The 16,324-nt window shown below is 50.8% G+C and carries 10 protein-coding genes; 3 read left to right on the top strand and 7 right to left on the bottom strand.

What is annotated here, in order from left to right:
* Positions 1 to 380: 380 nt before the first annotated feature.
* Together AS151_RS11925 and AS151_RS11920 are read right to left on the bottom strand one after the other, a co-directional pair.
* Positions 381 to 1,898, bottom strand: a complete 1,518-nt coding sequence (locus AS151_RS11925; protein ID WP_071517285.1) for a hypothetical protein — start codon at positions 1,896 to 1,898, stop codon at positions 381 to 383.
* A 24-nt stretch (positions 1,899 to 1,922) separates the two neighbouring features.
* A complete protein-coding gene (locus AS151_RS11920) occupies positions 1,923 to 3,086 on the bottom strand; it encodes a glycosyltransferase family 4 protein (protein WP_071517284.1) in 1,164 nt (387 codons plus the stop codon).
* A 116-nt stretch (positions 3,087 to 3,202) separates the two neighbouring features.
* Between AS151_RS11920 and AS151_RS11915 the strand changes: the two genes are divergently transcribed.
* From AS151_RS11915 to AS151_RS11905, 3 genes are read left to right on the top strand one after another with little or no spacing between them, the layout of a single operon-like run.
* Positions 3,203 to 4,345, top strand: coding sequence for a glycosyltransferase family 4 protein (locus tag AS151_RS11915; RefSeq protein WP_170861382.1), 1,143 nt, complete (start codon positions 3,203 to 3,205; stop codon positions 4,343 to 4,345).
* A 58-nt stretch (positions 4,346 to 4,403) separates the two neighbouring features.
* Positions 4,404 to 5,543, top strand: a complete 1,140-nt coding sequence (locus AS151_RS11910; RefSeq protein WP_139240633.1) for a glycosyltransferase family 61 protein — start codon at positions 4,404 to 4,406, stop codon at positions 5,541 to 5,543.
* A gap of 26 nt (positions 5,544 to 5,569) precedes the next feature.
* The gene (locus tag AS151_RS11905; protein ID WP_071517281.1) at positions 5,570 to 6,316 is read left to right on the top strand and encodes a class I SAM-dependent methyltransferase; all 747 of its coding nucleotides are present in this window, start codon (positions 5,570 to 5,572) and stop codon (positions 6,314 to 6,316) included.
* A gap of 55 nt (positions 6,317 to 6,371) precedes the next feature.
* Here the strand turns inward: AS151_RS11905 and AS151_RS11900 are convergent, their stop codons facing one another.
* From AS151_RS11900 to AS151_RS11880, 5 genes are all read right to left on the bottom strand, one after another.
* Entirely contained in the window at positions 6,372 to 7,508 is a 1,137-nt protein-coding gene (locus AS151_RS11900; RefSeq protein WP_071517280.1) for a glycosyltransferase, read from the bottom strand.
* 142 nt (positions 7,509 to 7,650) lie between these two features.
* Positions 7,651 to 8,616, bottom strand: coding sequence for a glycosyltransferase (locus AS151_RS11895; RefSeq protein WP_071517279.1), 966 nt, complete (start codon positions 8,614 to 8,616; stop codon positions 7,651 to 7,653).
* Positions 8,609 to 9,886: a glycosyltransferase family 4 protein gene (locus tag AS151_RS11890; RefSeq protein ID WP_071517278.1), complete on the bottom strand. Its 1,278-nt coding sequence runs from the start codon at positions 9,884 to 9,886 to the stop codon at positions 8,609 to 8,611. Before AS151_RS11890 ends, AS151_RS11895 begins: the two co-directional genes overlap by 8 nt.
* Positions 9,883 to 11,064: a glycosyltransferase family 4 protein gene (locus AS151_RS11885; protein ID WP_071517277.1), complete on the bottom strand. Its 1,182-nt coding sequence runs from the start codon at positions 11,062 to 11,064 to the stop codon at positions 9,883 to 9,885. Before AS151_RS11885 ends, AS151_RS11890 begins: the two co-directional genes overlap by 4 nt.
* 85 nt (positions 11,065 to 11,149) lie before the next feature.
* Complete coding sequence (locus AS151_RS11880) at positions 11,150 to 15,847, bottom strand: DUF4347 domain-containing protein (protein WP_170861381.1); 4,698 nt, start codon at positions 15,845 to 15,847, stop codon at positions 11,150 to 11,152.
* Positions 15,848 to 16,324 lie beyond the last annotated feature (477 nt).

Raw genomic sequence — 16,324 nt, 5'->3', positions numbered from 1 at the left:
AATGGGGCTAAAGCCCCACGAGGCGCTTTTCCTCCCCGCGCTAAAGCGACGGGGATTCCAAGCTACCGAAAGTTTTACTTGAGTGGGGAGGTTTGAAGAGGGGGCGTACCGAGCTCGGGTGAAAAAAATTGATACGAAATCCGACGTACATAAAGCCATACAAATGCTTATGTTGAGCCTTGCCGAAGCATAGAAGTAGTGCCGCGCTCGGTTTCAACCCCCTACAGAAAAATTGTGGTTTCCCCATCTCGGATTTGGTGCGATCGCACTTTTCCATGTAATCCCATTTCTAAAAAAACAATGATTTTCTGGAATTTTCTAATTGCCCTTTTAGGGGCGCAACGCGTAAGCGCCCCTACTAGCTCTCATGCTGGGTATGCTCAAAGACGCGGGTCTTCGTATAAAAGCAAACGCTGCCAAAGGATTTTGAGGGAAAAACGGCGTTTGGATTTCCTTGTCCCGAGGGAAGTTGAGCTCTTCGTTTTGACAGAAGGAAGGGATTGTGGTTGGTTTTCTAACTGCTGTGCTGGTTGGATAGCTTGACGCTGGCAGCGGCGTTCTTGCCATCGCAAACCAATGATGGTGGTGACGTAGCACATGTAGCCTGGTTCTTCCATTTGGGTAAAAATTAAACCAAATGCCAGGGGCGTCAGGACCAAAAATCGGGAAATGTCATCAAAACAAAACCGACGCCATACTACCCACCAAATGTAAAGAATGGACGCCATACCCAACCATCCCAGATCTCCCCAAATGCCTGCCCAACCAAACAGCGGCGAAAACATACTCGATTGGTCGCCCAGCCAACTGGCACCAACGGCTTGCCAAACTTGACTGCTGGCTGGGTGTCGGGTGGACCCTAGCGGAGACAGCAAGGCGGAATAATCGCTTAACATCCAGCCGCCCAAACGTCCTACAGTATGGCCGGGTCCCAATCCCAACCAGGGATGCAACCACGATTCGTAATATTGGGGAATGACGCGAAAGGTGGCGGTTTTGAGTAAAGTGGCTTCGCCGTCGGGTCCGTAAATTTCCGGTCGCATCCAAGTGTTAAATGCTCCAAACGCGGGAACGTTTTGCATGCACCAGATGAAGGCTGCTACCAGGAAGGTGCCGCCGATGATATATTTTAAAGCTTCAAAAATATTGTCGAATTTGGTTAGCAGCAAGGCACCACCAGCGATGCCGAAGGCTAACAAAACTTGTTTGGCATCTGCCATCAGCATGTGCCAGAATGCTGCTAATGCGACGATGACCCGCCATGTGAGGGGAATTTTCTTGGCATCGGCTAAGTAATACAGACCGAAGGTGAGAGCAACGGAAGCCCCAATTACGTGACCGGCACCCTGACCGATGAAAACGCCTTTGATATTGTCGGCAAGGCCTTCTTTTAAGTGAAGGCGCAGGACGTATTGTTGCACGTAGGCAAAAGCCATGTTGCTGAAGGAGGCAAATACGAAAAAAGCCCGGAATCGTGGGAGTTTGGCTGGGGTAAGGGGTAAGGCTGCGATCGCGGTAAGGAACAGAAAATGCTCGGCGAGCATAATAAAGTTGACGGCAGCATTAATCTCTCCGGCCCCATTCAGAAGGGCGCTGGCTAGGTGGATGCCGAAAAAAATTGCCAAAGCCACCAACAATTCCCAAACCGCTGCAATTTGTTTGCGGTCTTTGGTTTTGGTTTTCACCAGCACAAACAGGAAAATCAACGGCACCAACCCCAAATGAACCAGGTTGACAATGGAGGGAAATTTCATTGCCGACAGGACCCGCGGATAAAAGATGGTGGCAAACCCAAACAGAACCAACGTGGACAGTTGGAAATACAGGGGACGCCGGGTGCTGGTGTGGCTGCTATCTGTCGCGGCGGGAAGGACGACCGAAAGGGGACGTTTGGACATATTGGCTGGCACGAAAAGCGGTTTCTACAGGCAACTGGCAAGCTGGTAAATTTCCATCAGTTTTTGATAGTTAGCGGCAGCAGTATAAAAGCGCTCAAATTCCTTTCTGGCTTCGCTACGCATAGCTTGTCGCTGTTGGGGATGAGAAATAACCCAGTCGAGTTGGGTGGCTAGATCGCTGGCATCTGCTGGTTGAAACAGCCATCCGGTGCGTTCGGAAGCCACTAATTCCGCGATCGCGCCTATATTGGATGCAATGACGGGCGTTCCTTTGGCAAAAGCTTCTATGGCTACTCGCCCAAAGGTTTCGTACCATTTGGAGGGAAAAACCAAAACCATAGCCTCACCCATCAAATCGTAGGTTTGTTGTAGGGATTGGCGTCCCAACCATTCTACGTTTTCCATTTCCCTGGCGGCTTGCTGCACTTGCCTGCTCAAAGGTCCATCGCCGACGATTTTTAGCGTCACTGGTGTTTTGAGGGATTTCCAAGCATCCAGTAAGGTATCCAGTCCCTTTTCCACCGACAGCCTGCCTACATACAAAACATATCCGCCGCTACCGCTACCGATGCCGGGGTCGGGATCGACAAAATTGGGCTTGACCAAGATTTTTTCCTCAGGTAAGCCAGCCGCAATGAATTTTTGCCGGGCAAATTCGCTGAGGGTAATAAAAACATTGACTTGAGACAGCCAAGTGCGCAAGGTCCGATGGATGGCTAGCATGGCTGCTGTAACGCCAGTGGCCGTACGGCTTTCCCGGTAGCAAGCATGTACGACGCCGGGGTAAGGAATCAATTTCCCCAAACAGTCTTCGCAAACGCCACCGTCGCGAAAAAACAATCCGTTGGGACAAATTAAGCGATAGTTTCGTAAGGTTTGTACTACGGGAACGTCCAACTGGCGGGCAGCGTAGTAAACGGAAGGCGAGATGAGAGGGAAGAAGTTTTGCACGTGAATCAAGTCGATGGGGGTTTGGGTGAGGTGTTTTTTCACGGTTTGGTAAGCGGTTGCCGACCAAATGGTGCGCAATGCCAGGGAAATGGGTGAAATTTGTCCAATGCGATCGTTGCTTTCTTCGTAAATATCGACTTGATGCCCTTGTTCGCGCAATAAGTTTTCTTCGGCGGCGCGGGATTCGTCTTCGCCGCCCCGAATTTGGTAGGTGTTGTGGATGCTAAGAATATGCATCGCTTCCAGCGTAGATCGGGTTTGATAGGAAAAATACGAACAGCTAGGGGGAAGTTTGCCCCCGGGAAAATGGCAGTTTTATGCCAAAATTATAATCAAACTTGTATCAAATGAATATGGATAGGCTCTCTTGTTTAAAAGTTCTGCACATTGTGCGATCGCAAACGGTAGGCGGTTCGACACTCAGCGCTTTGCGCCAGGCAGAGGCGGAATATTCCCTCGGCCGTCAAGTCCAGTTTTGGGGATGGTTGCACCAACAAAAAAGCGATTTTGACCGCTTGGCAGGTAACTACAATTTTCCGGTCAAGAGGGTTTCGGGAAGTCAGTTGGGTTGGGGGTTGTTGCGTACGTATTTTAACGCAAATATTTGCCATTTGGTACATTTTCATACCGGGCTAGCACGGATTTCACCGCGATTGCAAGCCCTGCGCCCGGCGATCGCGCCGCAAATTCCCGTGGTACTATCGTTGCGGGGTCCGAGTGCGTTTGAACCCCACACTACCAGTCAGTGGCGGCAAAAACAACTGGCAAACAGCGAATTTGTGGATGCGGTGATTGTACTTAGCGAACTGGAACGCCAAGTACAGCTAGAGGCTGGCATTCCTGAGGAAAAAGTATTTGTGGTTCCCAACATTATGGAACCTCCCCCGTCGGTAACCATGTCTCAGACACCTTGGCGCGATCGCTTGCATATCAGTCCCGATACGCCTATGATTTTATTCTGCGCCCGCCTCACCCCCCGCAAAAATCCCCTGGCTACCATTGCGGCTTTCCGCCAAATATTGCCTCGCTATCCCCATGCGGTTTTGGTGGTGGCAGGAACGGGAGAATTACTGGCATCCTGTCAGGAAAAAGCCCAAGATTTGCACAATTCAGTGCGTTTTTTGGGATATGTAGAGGATGTAGCTGGTTTGTATGCCGAGGCGGATGTTTTTGTGGCGGCATCTGCGGCGGAAAGTTTTGGTCGTACGGCAATGGAAGCGGCTTTAGCGAAAACACCGATGGTTTTGGGCAAAATTCGCCCTTGGATGGATTATTTTACCCACGGCTGTCACTGCGAGTTTGCCGATCCCCAAGACCCGACGGACTTGGCGACTACCACGTTACGAATTCTGGACAATCGCGAATATGGCAGCCAACTCGCAGAAAATGCTCACCAGGTGGTTTTGTCTCGCTTTGGCGAACCGGCGGCTTTAACGGCTTTATCCCAGGCTTACAAATACGCGCTATTTCCTACTAAAAATAGAGGAAAAAAATAAAATCCAACGAATTGACAGTTCGAGAAAATATGGCTACGATAAAAGCGATCGCGGCGAAGTGTCAAGCAAAAAATCTTCCCTACAAATGGCAGCTTTACAAAAACTTAAAAAACAAGGAAAAAGGCTGCTCGGTAAAACGTTCGTACGTGTCGTTGCTCTCTCGGAAGGCTATCCGAATTTACAGAAACTTCATATTTTAGATGCCCAAAGTGTGCCTACACCGGAAGCTGCGGACATGTCGTTTTACTACAAAGCTCAGCCTTTACAGGGAACCAAGTACGAAACGCCCAATTTAGATGCTGTTTTTTTAGAAAACGCTCTCTTTTACGGTGGGTATCACGCTCTGTTTTCTCCCCAGCGGGAAACAATTGCCGATACCATCAGTACGGAGACGGACCCAGAAATGTTTCTAAGTGCGTTTCTCTCTGCCAAAAAAGTAGAAACCATTTCCGGGGTTTGCAGTACGTTTCGTTCCCATCGCAACGGTTACTACCACACGCTGGTGGATAATTTACCGCGGTTGTTCTTACTGACATGCAGCCAAAAGCTAAATTTACCAGAAATTCAACTACTGTGTGCTTCTCCGTTAAGTCCAGTGGAAACGTTTTTCCTGAAGCAACTGCAACCGGATAACTGTAAAATTGTATTTGTAGAACCGGATAAATTTTATCAAACCGAACAGTTTATTTTTCTGCCATTTTTAACGCGCAAGTTTTCGGCTGGTTTGCCTGGGGCGTATTTATCCTATTTCCGCGATCGCATTTTACCCAAACGACTCAGCCGGCGCAACCAACGGATTTATATTTCCCGCATCGAAACGGAAAAAGGCAAGCAGCGTTGCGTGGAAAATGAGGAAGAATTGCTCGCTGCGATCGAACCCTACGGATTTCAACGATACGTTCTCGATACTATGTCTATTGAAGAACAAATTGAACTATTTTACGATGCGGAATCCGTCATTTCTCCCCACGGGGCAGGGTTGACAAATTTGCTCTTTAGCGATCGCGTGTGGGTCATGGAATTGTTTCCCACCCCCCAGGTCATTCCCCACTACTACTATTTATGCAAAACATTGGGACATGATTACCAGTATTGGTGTGCTGGGGAAACCGCGCGAAATAGCAATTTTTCTGTGGATGTTGCGGCGATTGTAGAGGCTTTAGAATCCCCAATTTCCAAGGGGAAAACAAATTGCTAACATACGGACTTCTGGAGATAAATAAAATGAGCGCAACTGTTAAAAAAGTCGTTCCTCCTCGCGAAGATGATTCTTTATATACACTGTTAAAAGATTGCCTGCCCAACGACCACAGCCGGCAGGTAGACTCTAAATACTACATTTACCAAGTTTTGGAGAAAAATCCCCACATTCAAGAAGTAATGGATTTGGGATGCGGACCCGGTCATTCCTTTGACGATTTTCAACAAGCTGCCCCCCAAGTTCATTGGTTGGGGTTAGATATTGAAGATTCGCCGCCGGTAAAAATGCGCACTCGCACGGATGCGGAATTTTATACCTATGATGGCATTCATATTCCTTTTGAAAGCGATCGCTTTGAACTAATATACAGCCGACAAGTCTTTGAACACGTACGCTATCCAGAAGCCGTTTTAAAAGAAATCCAACGAGTTCTCAAACCGGGTGGGTTTTTTATTGGTTCCACTTCCTATTTAGAACCCTACCATTCCTACAGTGTTTGGAACTATACGCCCTATGGATTTAAGGTTTTAGCGGAAGCAGCGGGTCTGTACCTTGAAGAAATTCGCCCCGGCATCGATGTGGTTTCTTTACTATTTAAAACCGGATTTCGCAAAGTAAAATCGTTTTTAAAACTATTTCCCGGGGATTCTCCCATCAATCAAGCCATTGATTTGTACGGACGTACCAAACACAGTTCCCCTGCCAAAATCAATGCTTTGAAATTACGCTACTGTGGTCAGTTTTGTTTCATGCTGCGCAAAAAAGGATAGAAATTTCGTTGATGGCAATAGAACAGAAAATTTATCCAATTTGTAGTAACATTGTTTATACAAAACATTTCGCTTGGACCACCGATTGATAAATATCTTCCAAAACGCGGGTTTGCTTGTCGCGGTCGAAATTGGTTTCTACGTGTTGGCGACCTTGCTGGCTAAACTTCTGCCAGAGATGGTTATCTTGCAACAACTGCAAGCTGTACTTAGCCAATCCCTCTATATCTCGTTCTGCAGTTAGGAAACCAGTTTTGCCGTGAATTACGCCTTCGGGAATGCCAGCGTGAACCGTTGCCACCACGGGGAGATTCATGGCTTGCGCTTCCAAGACCACATTGGGTAAGCCTTCAGAATCCCCTATCGAAGAGGTAACGCTTGGGGTGACCAGAACTTGGGCGCGATTCATCCACTGTTTGACAGTTTCTTGGGGTTGCATCCCGAGAAACTCGTAACGATGCAGGGTCTTTTGCGCGCGGTTTTCTAAGGGTTTTCTCAGAGGTCCATCGCCAATTATGATTAATCGTACGTCGGGGCGTTGGGTTTGAATTTCGGCAGTGGCGCGGATGAGGTATTCGCACCCCTTTTTCTCTGTGAGGCGACCGACAAACAGCAAAATTGGTTCTCGCTGGATGTGGGATTGGGGTTGGAACTGGCTAATATCGACGCCGTGGTAGTGGGGATGGATTTTGTTGCTGGGAAATCCTTGTGCTTCCAGTTTGGTTTTGATGAATTGGGAAACCGTGAGAAATAGGGTGGTTTGTTGTTTTAAGGTTTCCCGACGTTGAAAGTAAAGCCAGTGGTTGAGGGAGGTCAAGCGAGAAGAAGCGGCGGTGAGGGTGGCATCGGCACCACGATAGTGGACGATAAGGGGGATTTGTAGCGATCGCGCCCAGGGCAAAACTAAGACGCCACTCAGTCCAAATTGGGCATGAATCAGGGCAGGATGGAGATTTTGGATTTGCTGGTATATCCTAGGGGCAGACCCAGTCAATTTAAACCAAGTTTCCTGGAGTTTGCCAGTGGCGGTTCCCGGGTTGACCACCAAAGTGCGATCGCGCGGCAGTTCCAAACCCGGTACCAAACGCGATCCCACATAATAAGCAGTAAATGTTTTCAGGGTTTCCCCTTGCGCGCGAATAAACGTTTGCGAAGCCGGTAGCAGCAAGCTATTGAAAATAATAACATTCATACTTGAAGAAGACTCCCTTTTGCCTTTGGCAAGAAAAATTTAAGTTTTTGGTTGCTTATTTCCCCTTTGATTTGCTATTCATAAAATAAATTTTAGAAAAACAGTTCGGAAAACGCCTGCGATCCCCTCTCCACCGCAATTATTACTGGCGACTAGCCGATTTTTGCACCATTTTTCGCGTTTTCGGCGATAGCACTTGCCCCCAAATTTTTGGAAAAGCGTAACCAGGATTGCAAACGATCGCAAGTCCTAAGTGAAAAACAGCCGAGAGATAGTTTGCTTCTCCTACCAGCAATCCCGCCTTGCGATAGTAGAAAATTCCCAGGGTTTCCAAATATTTTGCTGCCCGTTCGACAGCGGGCCTCTGCTGGCGCTGTTGCAGATATTCTTCCAAAGTTAAATCTTTGCCAGCCAAACGTGCCAAATGGCGGTGTCTGACATAACGCATAGCTTGCCGTTGTAAAAAAAAGCGCTGCATGGAGATGCTTTGCATGTGAATTCGATAAAGCAGCAAAGGGTCCGGTAGTGCCAAAATGGGACCGTACGCCGCCATGCGGTCCAGCAGATCCAAATCGTGACCGGCGAGGGTATGGGGGTCGTAGCCACCCACTTTCAAGGCAATTTCTCTTTTTAAGAGCACCGTAGGATTGTTTAAGTTGACAACATGACCAGCTTGGCGCATTTCGTAAAATTGTTTTTCTGTTTCCGGACCCAAATGGGAAAGGCTGAGAATTTTGCCGGCAGCATTGATGTGATGGAAAGCCGATCCCCAAGCCACCACGTGGGGCTTTTCTTGGGCAGCCTGGATTTGTTTTTCAAAACGCTGGGGCAGGGCAATATCGTCCGCATCCATCACCGCAATCCAAGGATATTGGGCGGCTTGTATGCCCAAGTTACGGGCGCGACTGGCCCCTCCATGTTCGGCTTGAATGATGCGAATGCGGCTATCTTGGGCGGCATATGTCCGCAAGATTTCTCGTGTATTGTCGGTGGAACCATCATCAATGGCAATGAGTTCCCAGTGGGGATAGGTTTGGGCAATGATGCTTTCAATAGCTTCTCCCACAAAGCGAGAAGCATTGTACGTAGCCATAACGACGCTAATCACGGACACCTCCTGGCATGGATAGCAGATCGAACTTTTGGTGGTTGGTCGCTAAAGTCTGATATAAAGAAGCGATCGCGCCCCCTTTAATCTCCCAAGCAAAAGCCGTTTGCACGTGGTTTCTTCCCAACCGTCCCATCAACGTTACCTGTTCGGGATGGGTCGCCAAGTGAGTCATGGCGTGGGCGAGATCGGTAACCACTTGGTAGGGATGCTCTACAACAACTTTAAACCCAGCCCCGCGCGAAACCAAAATCGCCGGTCCTCCCCAATCCAAGCAAATCACCGGACAAGCCACCGCCATCGCCTCCAGACAAACCAATCCCCCTGACTCGTGCAAGCTAGGATGCACCAACGCCCAACTTCCCGCCACATGCTGCCAGGTATCTTCCCGGGAAAGGGCCCCCAAAAACTTCACCTGCCGGGCAATCCCCAAAGATTGGGCCAGGTTTTGTAAAGCCTGGCGCTGGGGTCCGTCGCCAACAATCCAATATTCGGCATCGGCTGGTAAATCGGCTTCGGCAAACGCTTGCAATCCCAAGTGAAATCCCTTCCAATGCAGCAACCGACCTGCACTTACAAACCGTACGTTTGGAGATAAATTGCCGGTGAGTTCCCCCAGTTGAGCAATCTCCGCCGTTGAAATGCCCAGTTGGGATTGTACTTCCACACGCTTCGCCCCCAGCTGCCGCAATTTTTGCGCTGTTTCCTCCGTAGTTGCCCGGGCCAAAACGCTGCGGCGGGCAGTTATACGGACAAACGGATCTGCCGCTGCCAACATCCGGGCTACATTGCGCGCAAATTCGTAGGTGCGCCCCCGCCAGGAGAAACTGCTGTGAAAGCTTTGAGGCGTCGATTCGCCACCTCCCACCGGACCCCAGAGAAAGGGCACCGGCAGCAGCGACAGAAAACTGGGGGACCAATATTTCACGTAAGTCACGTGATGGATGAGGTCGAAGCCAATCTCGCGATGCAGTGGTTTGGCTTGCTGGTAGGCGGCAATTTGCCAGAGGTAGTAGTGTAGCTGCACGGCTCGTTGTTGGTGGTTGAGCTTTTCCAACCAAGCCGGCAGCGAACAGGCAATTACCTGTAAGTTGGGGATGGGATTGGCGCTACAGGCATTGGTAATGGCTTCCACGTTGTTGGCACGGGTCAGCAGCCAAACTTGGTGGTATTTGGCCACTTCTCGCACCACATGCCAGCCAACGCCCGGTTCCGACCCTTTTCCAGGGCGGCAGGAATACGCCGATAGCAGTACTTTCAGGGAACTCACGCAACTTCCTCCCGATCGCGATAGGAAATGGTATGGTTGTTCGTATCGCCAAGTACGAAATGGGTCACGTCTTGGAGAAATTCAGCGGCCGCTTGGGGGGTGTATTGCGCCATCACTTGCTGGGATTTGTTTCCCATCATAGCCGCAAGTTCGCGATTTTGGATGAAATTGGCCATAAGACTGGCAAGTTGCTGGGGATGGTAGGGGTCAAAGCGATAGCCGTTTTCGCCGTCAGTTACCAGTTCGCAGGCACCGGCATATTGGGAGACCAGCACCGCTTTGCCCACAGCCATAGCTTCTAGAACCACCATGCCCCAGGTATCTTCTAAGGTGGGTAAGACCAAAACATCGGCACAGTGAAAATACGGACCCAATTCCTGGTAGGGAACCTTGCCCACCCAGCGGACCTGCCCGTCGAGACCGTGGTTGTTGGTGAACGTTTCCAAGTCCCCTCGCTGTTCCCCATCGCCAACAATGAGGAGCGTATAGTCGCGATATCCCTGCTGTTGCAGTTGGCTGCAGGCTTGCAGGAGGAAGTTCAGCCCTTTGCGGGGAATGAGGCCGCCGACAAAGAGAAAAACCGGGGCAGAGGTTTCTAGGGGCAAGTTGGCCTTGGTGAAAGACTGGGTGCCGGGGACTTCGTAGGGATGCAAAAAAACCCGTTCCGGTGGGGTTTGCAGAACATCAATTAGATAGTCTTTGCCAGCTTGGCTGTTGGTAATGCAGGCATGGGCCGCTCGCACCATGGCACGACGCAACGCCAGCCGCACAGGGGCGTTGCGGTAATCCACGCTAGGGGAACTGCCTTCGTAGGCAATCACCGTGCGCCATTGCCCCCAAGGTTGGCACAGCAAGGCGAGTAGGGTCCACATGCCGAAGGAATTGCTAAATACGACTTGGGGGCGAAATTGTAGCAGGCGTTTGACAATTCCTAGGGGTAGGTAGGTAAAGCTGGGGCGGTAGCCGGTGACCTGGGACTTCAGGGAAATGACCTGACGTTTGCCTACCACTTCTACGGCAAAGGTGTTTTCAAATCCCGGGGCGTACCCGCGCCAGTTGGCGGCAAAGGCGGTGGTTTGTCCGAACCGTTTGGTGAAAGCACTGAGGGTGGGATGCCAATAATAGAAGGCTGAGGTTAGCAGCCAGGCAATGCGGAGATGGGTGTTCGATCCAGACATGGGGTTCGATGGCATAAGGAGTTGCTCGATAAACAAAATGGCAGCACCGAACCCACCATGGGGTCCGGTGGGGAATCAGAAAAGTCTAGATACCGCTGTAGTACGCTGGCAGACCGTCAAGGGTTCGGGTAACGCCGTCGCGGGTTTCTTCCACGCCGATGGTTACCGAGTCACCGCTGAAGGAACGGTAGCTGGTACTAACCAAACTGAGGGAGGACTCGTTGTTGACAAAGGCTGGGATGTTGCCAAAGTCGCCATTGAGCAGGAAGGCACCAATGAGTTCCGTTTGTCCGCCGTTGGTGGTTTCGACGATGATGCCTTCGTCTTCGGTTTTGTACCCGAGAATCCATAGGTTGCCGCCGTCGTTGAGGATGCGCGGCGAGGAGGTGGTTTCGGGGTTGATTTGCCGCATCCAGACATCTTGGTTGGTCAGGGTCCAAGGTCCGCCGCTGACATCTTCCACGAACAAGTCGCCGGTGCCTGGGGCGGTATTTTCGTAGGCATTGATAATAGAATGGGCTAAGACCATCGTGCGATCGCTATCGTGGACGAAGGTAATGCTACCGGCATCCAGACGTTCCACCACCACTGTAGAAGGTGTCCCATCTGCCAAACGGATGCTGCCAGTGAGGTTGCTGCTTTGCAAATCCGCCTCCGTTCCCAGAAAGCGTTGCACGTTGCCCCGCAACTCTACTGTGCCATCCAAATTCCACACACCATTGGGTAGATAAACCGTACTGGCACCAGAATCAATGGCTGCTTGAATGGCATCGGTATCGTCAATACCGTCGTCAGGCGTACCGCCGAATTCCAGCGGACTCGCCCAATCTGCTAAATCATCCCAAGGAACATCGGGGGTTTCGACAACCGGCAAATTCAGCATGGTTCCCGGCGTTTCAAATAAACTTGCAAACTCGCCGCGGGCAATCCATTCCGCCACCAACCCATCTGGCTGCGACTCGTTGCCCCGACCCTTGTCATCTTGCAGAATGGCCAAATCGTATCCCGCCGTTTCCACGTTGCGGACGTACATGCCTTTTTGGTTCCAAATCCCCGGTTCCCCAGCCGCTTCGCCCACGCCTAGGAGATTGGCATCCAAAAGGGTAAACTCGCTTCCCCCATCTGGCTGGTTCCAAACCGCCGTTACCTCATTGATGCTTTGCAAGTTGCGGACGTAGACGCTTTGGTTGAAATTCGTCCATCCGTACTGGTTTTGCCCTTCCAGACGCACGTTTTCCAAAGTCTGGCTGGCGGTGGGGTTCAACGTGCGAATGCCCACATCAAAGCCAATGATATGAACGTTGCTAACCAACAAAGGTCCGTTTTCATCCGGTGCCAAGTCCAACCCAATGTTGCCCTGACCGTCGGCAGAGACAATTTTAACATCGCTGAGGGTGCCTTGGTTGTTAGCCATGAAGCTGATGCCGGTGGCTTCGGGGTTGCCGCTGCCAATGTCTACGGTGAGGTTGCGGATGCTGTTGCGGAAACGCTGGGCGGGTGGGGTACCGGTGAAGATGACGGATTGGTCGAAGTCGAGATTGTCTTCGAGTTTAAGAATGGTTTCGTCGCGATTTTGTCCTTGCAGGATATTGCGTTTTTGCGTGTCGGCAAAGGTAAGCTGGTCGCTGATGTTGTACACGCCGTTGCTGAAGTAAATGATGTGGTTGCCGGAGGGATGGTCGTCCAAAGCAGCTTGAATGGCGGCGGTATCGTCTACGCCGTCGTCAGGAATGGCACCGTAATCGCGAACATCTACCACACCAGCATCGTTGGGAAAGACCACGTTTTGGGAACTTTCTGGCAGGGGAATGTCGTTTTCTACTACGACCAGGGTAGCGGTGTCTTGGCTACCTAGGGTGCTGCCACCAGTGGGTGCGGTGAGGGCAAGCTGGAGCGTTTCGTTGCCTTCTTCTAAGGCATCGTCCACTAAGGGAATGGCAACGCTGGTGGCGGTTTCGCCGTCGGCGAGGGAAACTTCGATGTTATTGCTATTGTAATCTTCGGGGCTGGCGGTTCCGCCTGTCAGTTCGAGGGTAGCACTGACATCCCCCTGGCTGCCGTTTTCCCGTACCACCACCACTTCAGCGATGGGAGTACCATCTTCGCGCACGGCAAAGTTCGCATGCTGGAAGGCGAGTTCTCCCGGACCCACGGCTGTTTCGGTGATGGCGGTGAGGGAACCGGTCCCTCCGATGGCGAGGTAGGTGACTTCTTCGTTGGTGTGACCGGTTTCTGAGTCGCGGCTGGTATCTTCTTCGATTTTGATGTCTACGCTGCTGTTGGTGAGGTTGTTGTACCGCAGACCGGAGGAATCAGCACCGTCGAAACTGGCCAAAGAGGCGAGGAACTGCGGGGCGTTGCTGAAGGTAGAACCAAAGTCTATGGTAAACCAATCTTCCGTTACGCGATCGCCCGTTTTGCCCACCACCAGAGAGCGACCATCCCAATTGCCAGTCCCCTCTTCCATCGCCAGCCAGCCGATGGTTTCTGTCGTATGACCGGATGTCGCCAAGGCTTCCTCTTCTTCCATAGCTAGCTGGAAGCTACTAGCGGTAGTATTTTGCTGGCGGGTGCGTACGAAGTCCGGTCCGTTAAAAGTTTGCACCTGGCTAAAGACCGCAGGCGCATCGCTAAACTCTTGGGAGAGAGAAACCGTTTCCCAACCGTCGGATTGCACCAGATTATCGCTTTGCAGCGAACCCACTTCCAGCAAGGTGCCATCGCTGAGTTCCCAGCTACCGGCTTCTAGCACCAAGTAGCTAAAGGTTTCTTCAGTATGGATGCCATCTTCATTGCTGGGTTCTTGGATTTTGACCGTGAAGCTGTCGCCGTTTACCTGTTCAATGCGTACGGTGGCTGGTTCGGATTCATTGTAGGAGAGGGGTTGGGCAAAAACCACCGGGTTCTGATAGATATTATCCAGGGAAATGATTTGGCTGCTTTCGGTTAGTCCGGTAAAAGTACCAACTTCGCCCACAATTTGGTTGCTGACATCTATCTCCCTAACATTGACCTCAAAGCTTCCCAGGTCCGCATCCACGAAAAAATTACCGCTGGTATCGCTCACTTCAGCTCTCACTGGCACCACTTGGTACGTGCCGCTTTCTTGCAAATCCCAAGTTCCTCCCGGTGCGGCCAATTCGTAGGTAGCCGTCCGCGGTGTGCCGTTGCTGCTGTTGTCTACGCCAACCAAAGTGGCGGTGGTTTCGCTACCGTCGGGAGCAACAATACGCAGGTCGTTGTCGTCGATGCTGGAGACATCAACACCCACGTTGTCTTCGTAGGTAACGGTAAATTCGTAGCTGCTGTCGCTGCTTGTGAAGGTGTTGAAAGTAGGTGCGTTGAGGGTAGCTGTGGGAGCTGCCGTATCGTCGATGTCTTCTACTGCGGTTAGCAAACCACCCGTGGCAAAGGCGATGAAGTTCACCACTTCTGCGGTGTGACTGGTTTCGGCATCGGCACTGGTTTCTTCTTCAATTTTAATCTCGACGCTGTTGCTGCTGAGGTGGTTATATCGCAATCCCGACGGGTCGCTACCGTTGTAAGAAGCTATAGAAGCCAAAAAGGGTTGGGTGTTTGTTTCCGATTCTTCGTCTCCCGCGCCCAACAAACCACCAAAATCAATGGTGTACCAATCATCGGTGACTGCGGTACCGGTCGTATCTGCTAGGTAGGCATTGCCGTCAATCTCTCCATTTCCCGCAGATACAGCCATCCATCCTAAGGTCTCTTGGGTATGGCCGCTATTTTCCAATGCCTCTTCTTCTTCCATGGTTACCTGAAAGGCACTAGCGGTGGCATTTTGCTGGCGAGTACGCACGAAATCCCTGCCGTTGTCAGTTTGCACTTGGCTAAACACCAACGGCGTCTCGGCAAAATCTTGCCTCAGGGAGACGGTTTCCCATCCCTCGGTAGCCAGGAGGTTGCTGTCGAGGCTTCCCACTTCCAATAGGTTGCCATTTTCCAATTCCCAGGTTCCAGCTTCTACGACCAAGTAACCAAAGGATTCTTCGATATGGCCGCCATCTTCGTAGTTGGGTTCTTGGACAAACGCATCGAAACTATCGCTTTGTATGTCTGCAATGCGAACGGTTGCCGGGTCGCCACCAAAATACGATAAAGGCTGGGCAAAGACAACGGGATTTTCGTAGCTGTGGTTGAGGGAGATGGTTTGCAGGGAATGGGTCAGACCGGCGAAGACGCCAATTTCCCCAATCACTTTTGTGGTGGTAGCGAGCAAACCGTTAAAGTTGCTTAAAGCACGGCTGTTAAATGGCAAGTCTGTTTCAACGATCCCTGTAGTTTTTTCTAGATTCCAGTCGCCGCCTAACGCCTCGGCACCAGTTAAGTCAGTGGAAGCCGCTACATCAGCACCGGTTTGTGCTGCTAGTTGCTCTACCAACTCGCTGCCGGCTTGGGTTGCTGCGATATTGCAACCGTACAAGAGAATATCGGCTGTATCGCTGAGGGCATCCGACCAAGCTTGCAGGGTTTCCCGGTAGTTGGTTAGTGTATCCAGGCTGAGGGTGGCGGACCCCAACTGCAGGCGATTGGCGTCGCCGTGGGAAACAATATGTATGCTTTCAATGTCCTGATACGCAGTCAATGTTTCGCGAATTTGTTCGATACCGTCTTGCTGGGAATTTAGGAGAATGGCTTGGCTGGTGGGGGCAAGATCGGTTAAAAATGGTTCGTAGTGGGAAATCCGCGAGTCAACGAAAACCAGGCTCTCTGGATGAACAGGGGAAGCCAGGTCGTTGGCTGGTGCGGAAAAAGATGTCAATTGTGTAAGATTGATAGCTTCCATAACGAGCTGTATTCTCCAAAGCTGGTTCAGGCGAGCAGATTCGGGCTGCGAACGAGATTGAGGATTGCATTTGCCGTTGTTGATCCCTACACTCAGTCACCAGCTACCCCGGCAGAGCAGCTTGAGTCGGTGCAACTGCTACAATTTACAGCGATTCAGGAAAATCTCTGATTTTGAACCTTTATCGTAGCAATTCCTACGTGCTAATACTGAAATAAGGCGGCAAACTTTACCCAATCTTTAAATAATAAACCGGTACAGTCAAAGAGAAGGTTAAGATTGATACTGGTTTTGGTTACGCTGCAAACCGAAATGGCTCAACTATGGAAAGATACTCGATTTTCCAAAAGAATCCGGATAGGTATTGACACCTCAATGAAAAGATGTTACTTATAAATAGAATTCCATAGGGCGTCACATACGTTCTGCGCGAACAAGCGGCAAGCCATTCTC

This window comes from Geitlerinema sp. PCC 9228, assembly GCF_001870905.1.
Taxonomy (GTDB): Bacteria; Cyanobacteriota; Cyanobacteriia; order Cyanobacteriales; family PCC-9228; genus PCC-9228.
This window is presented reverse-complemented; position numbering and strand designations above follow the sequence as displayed.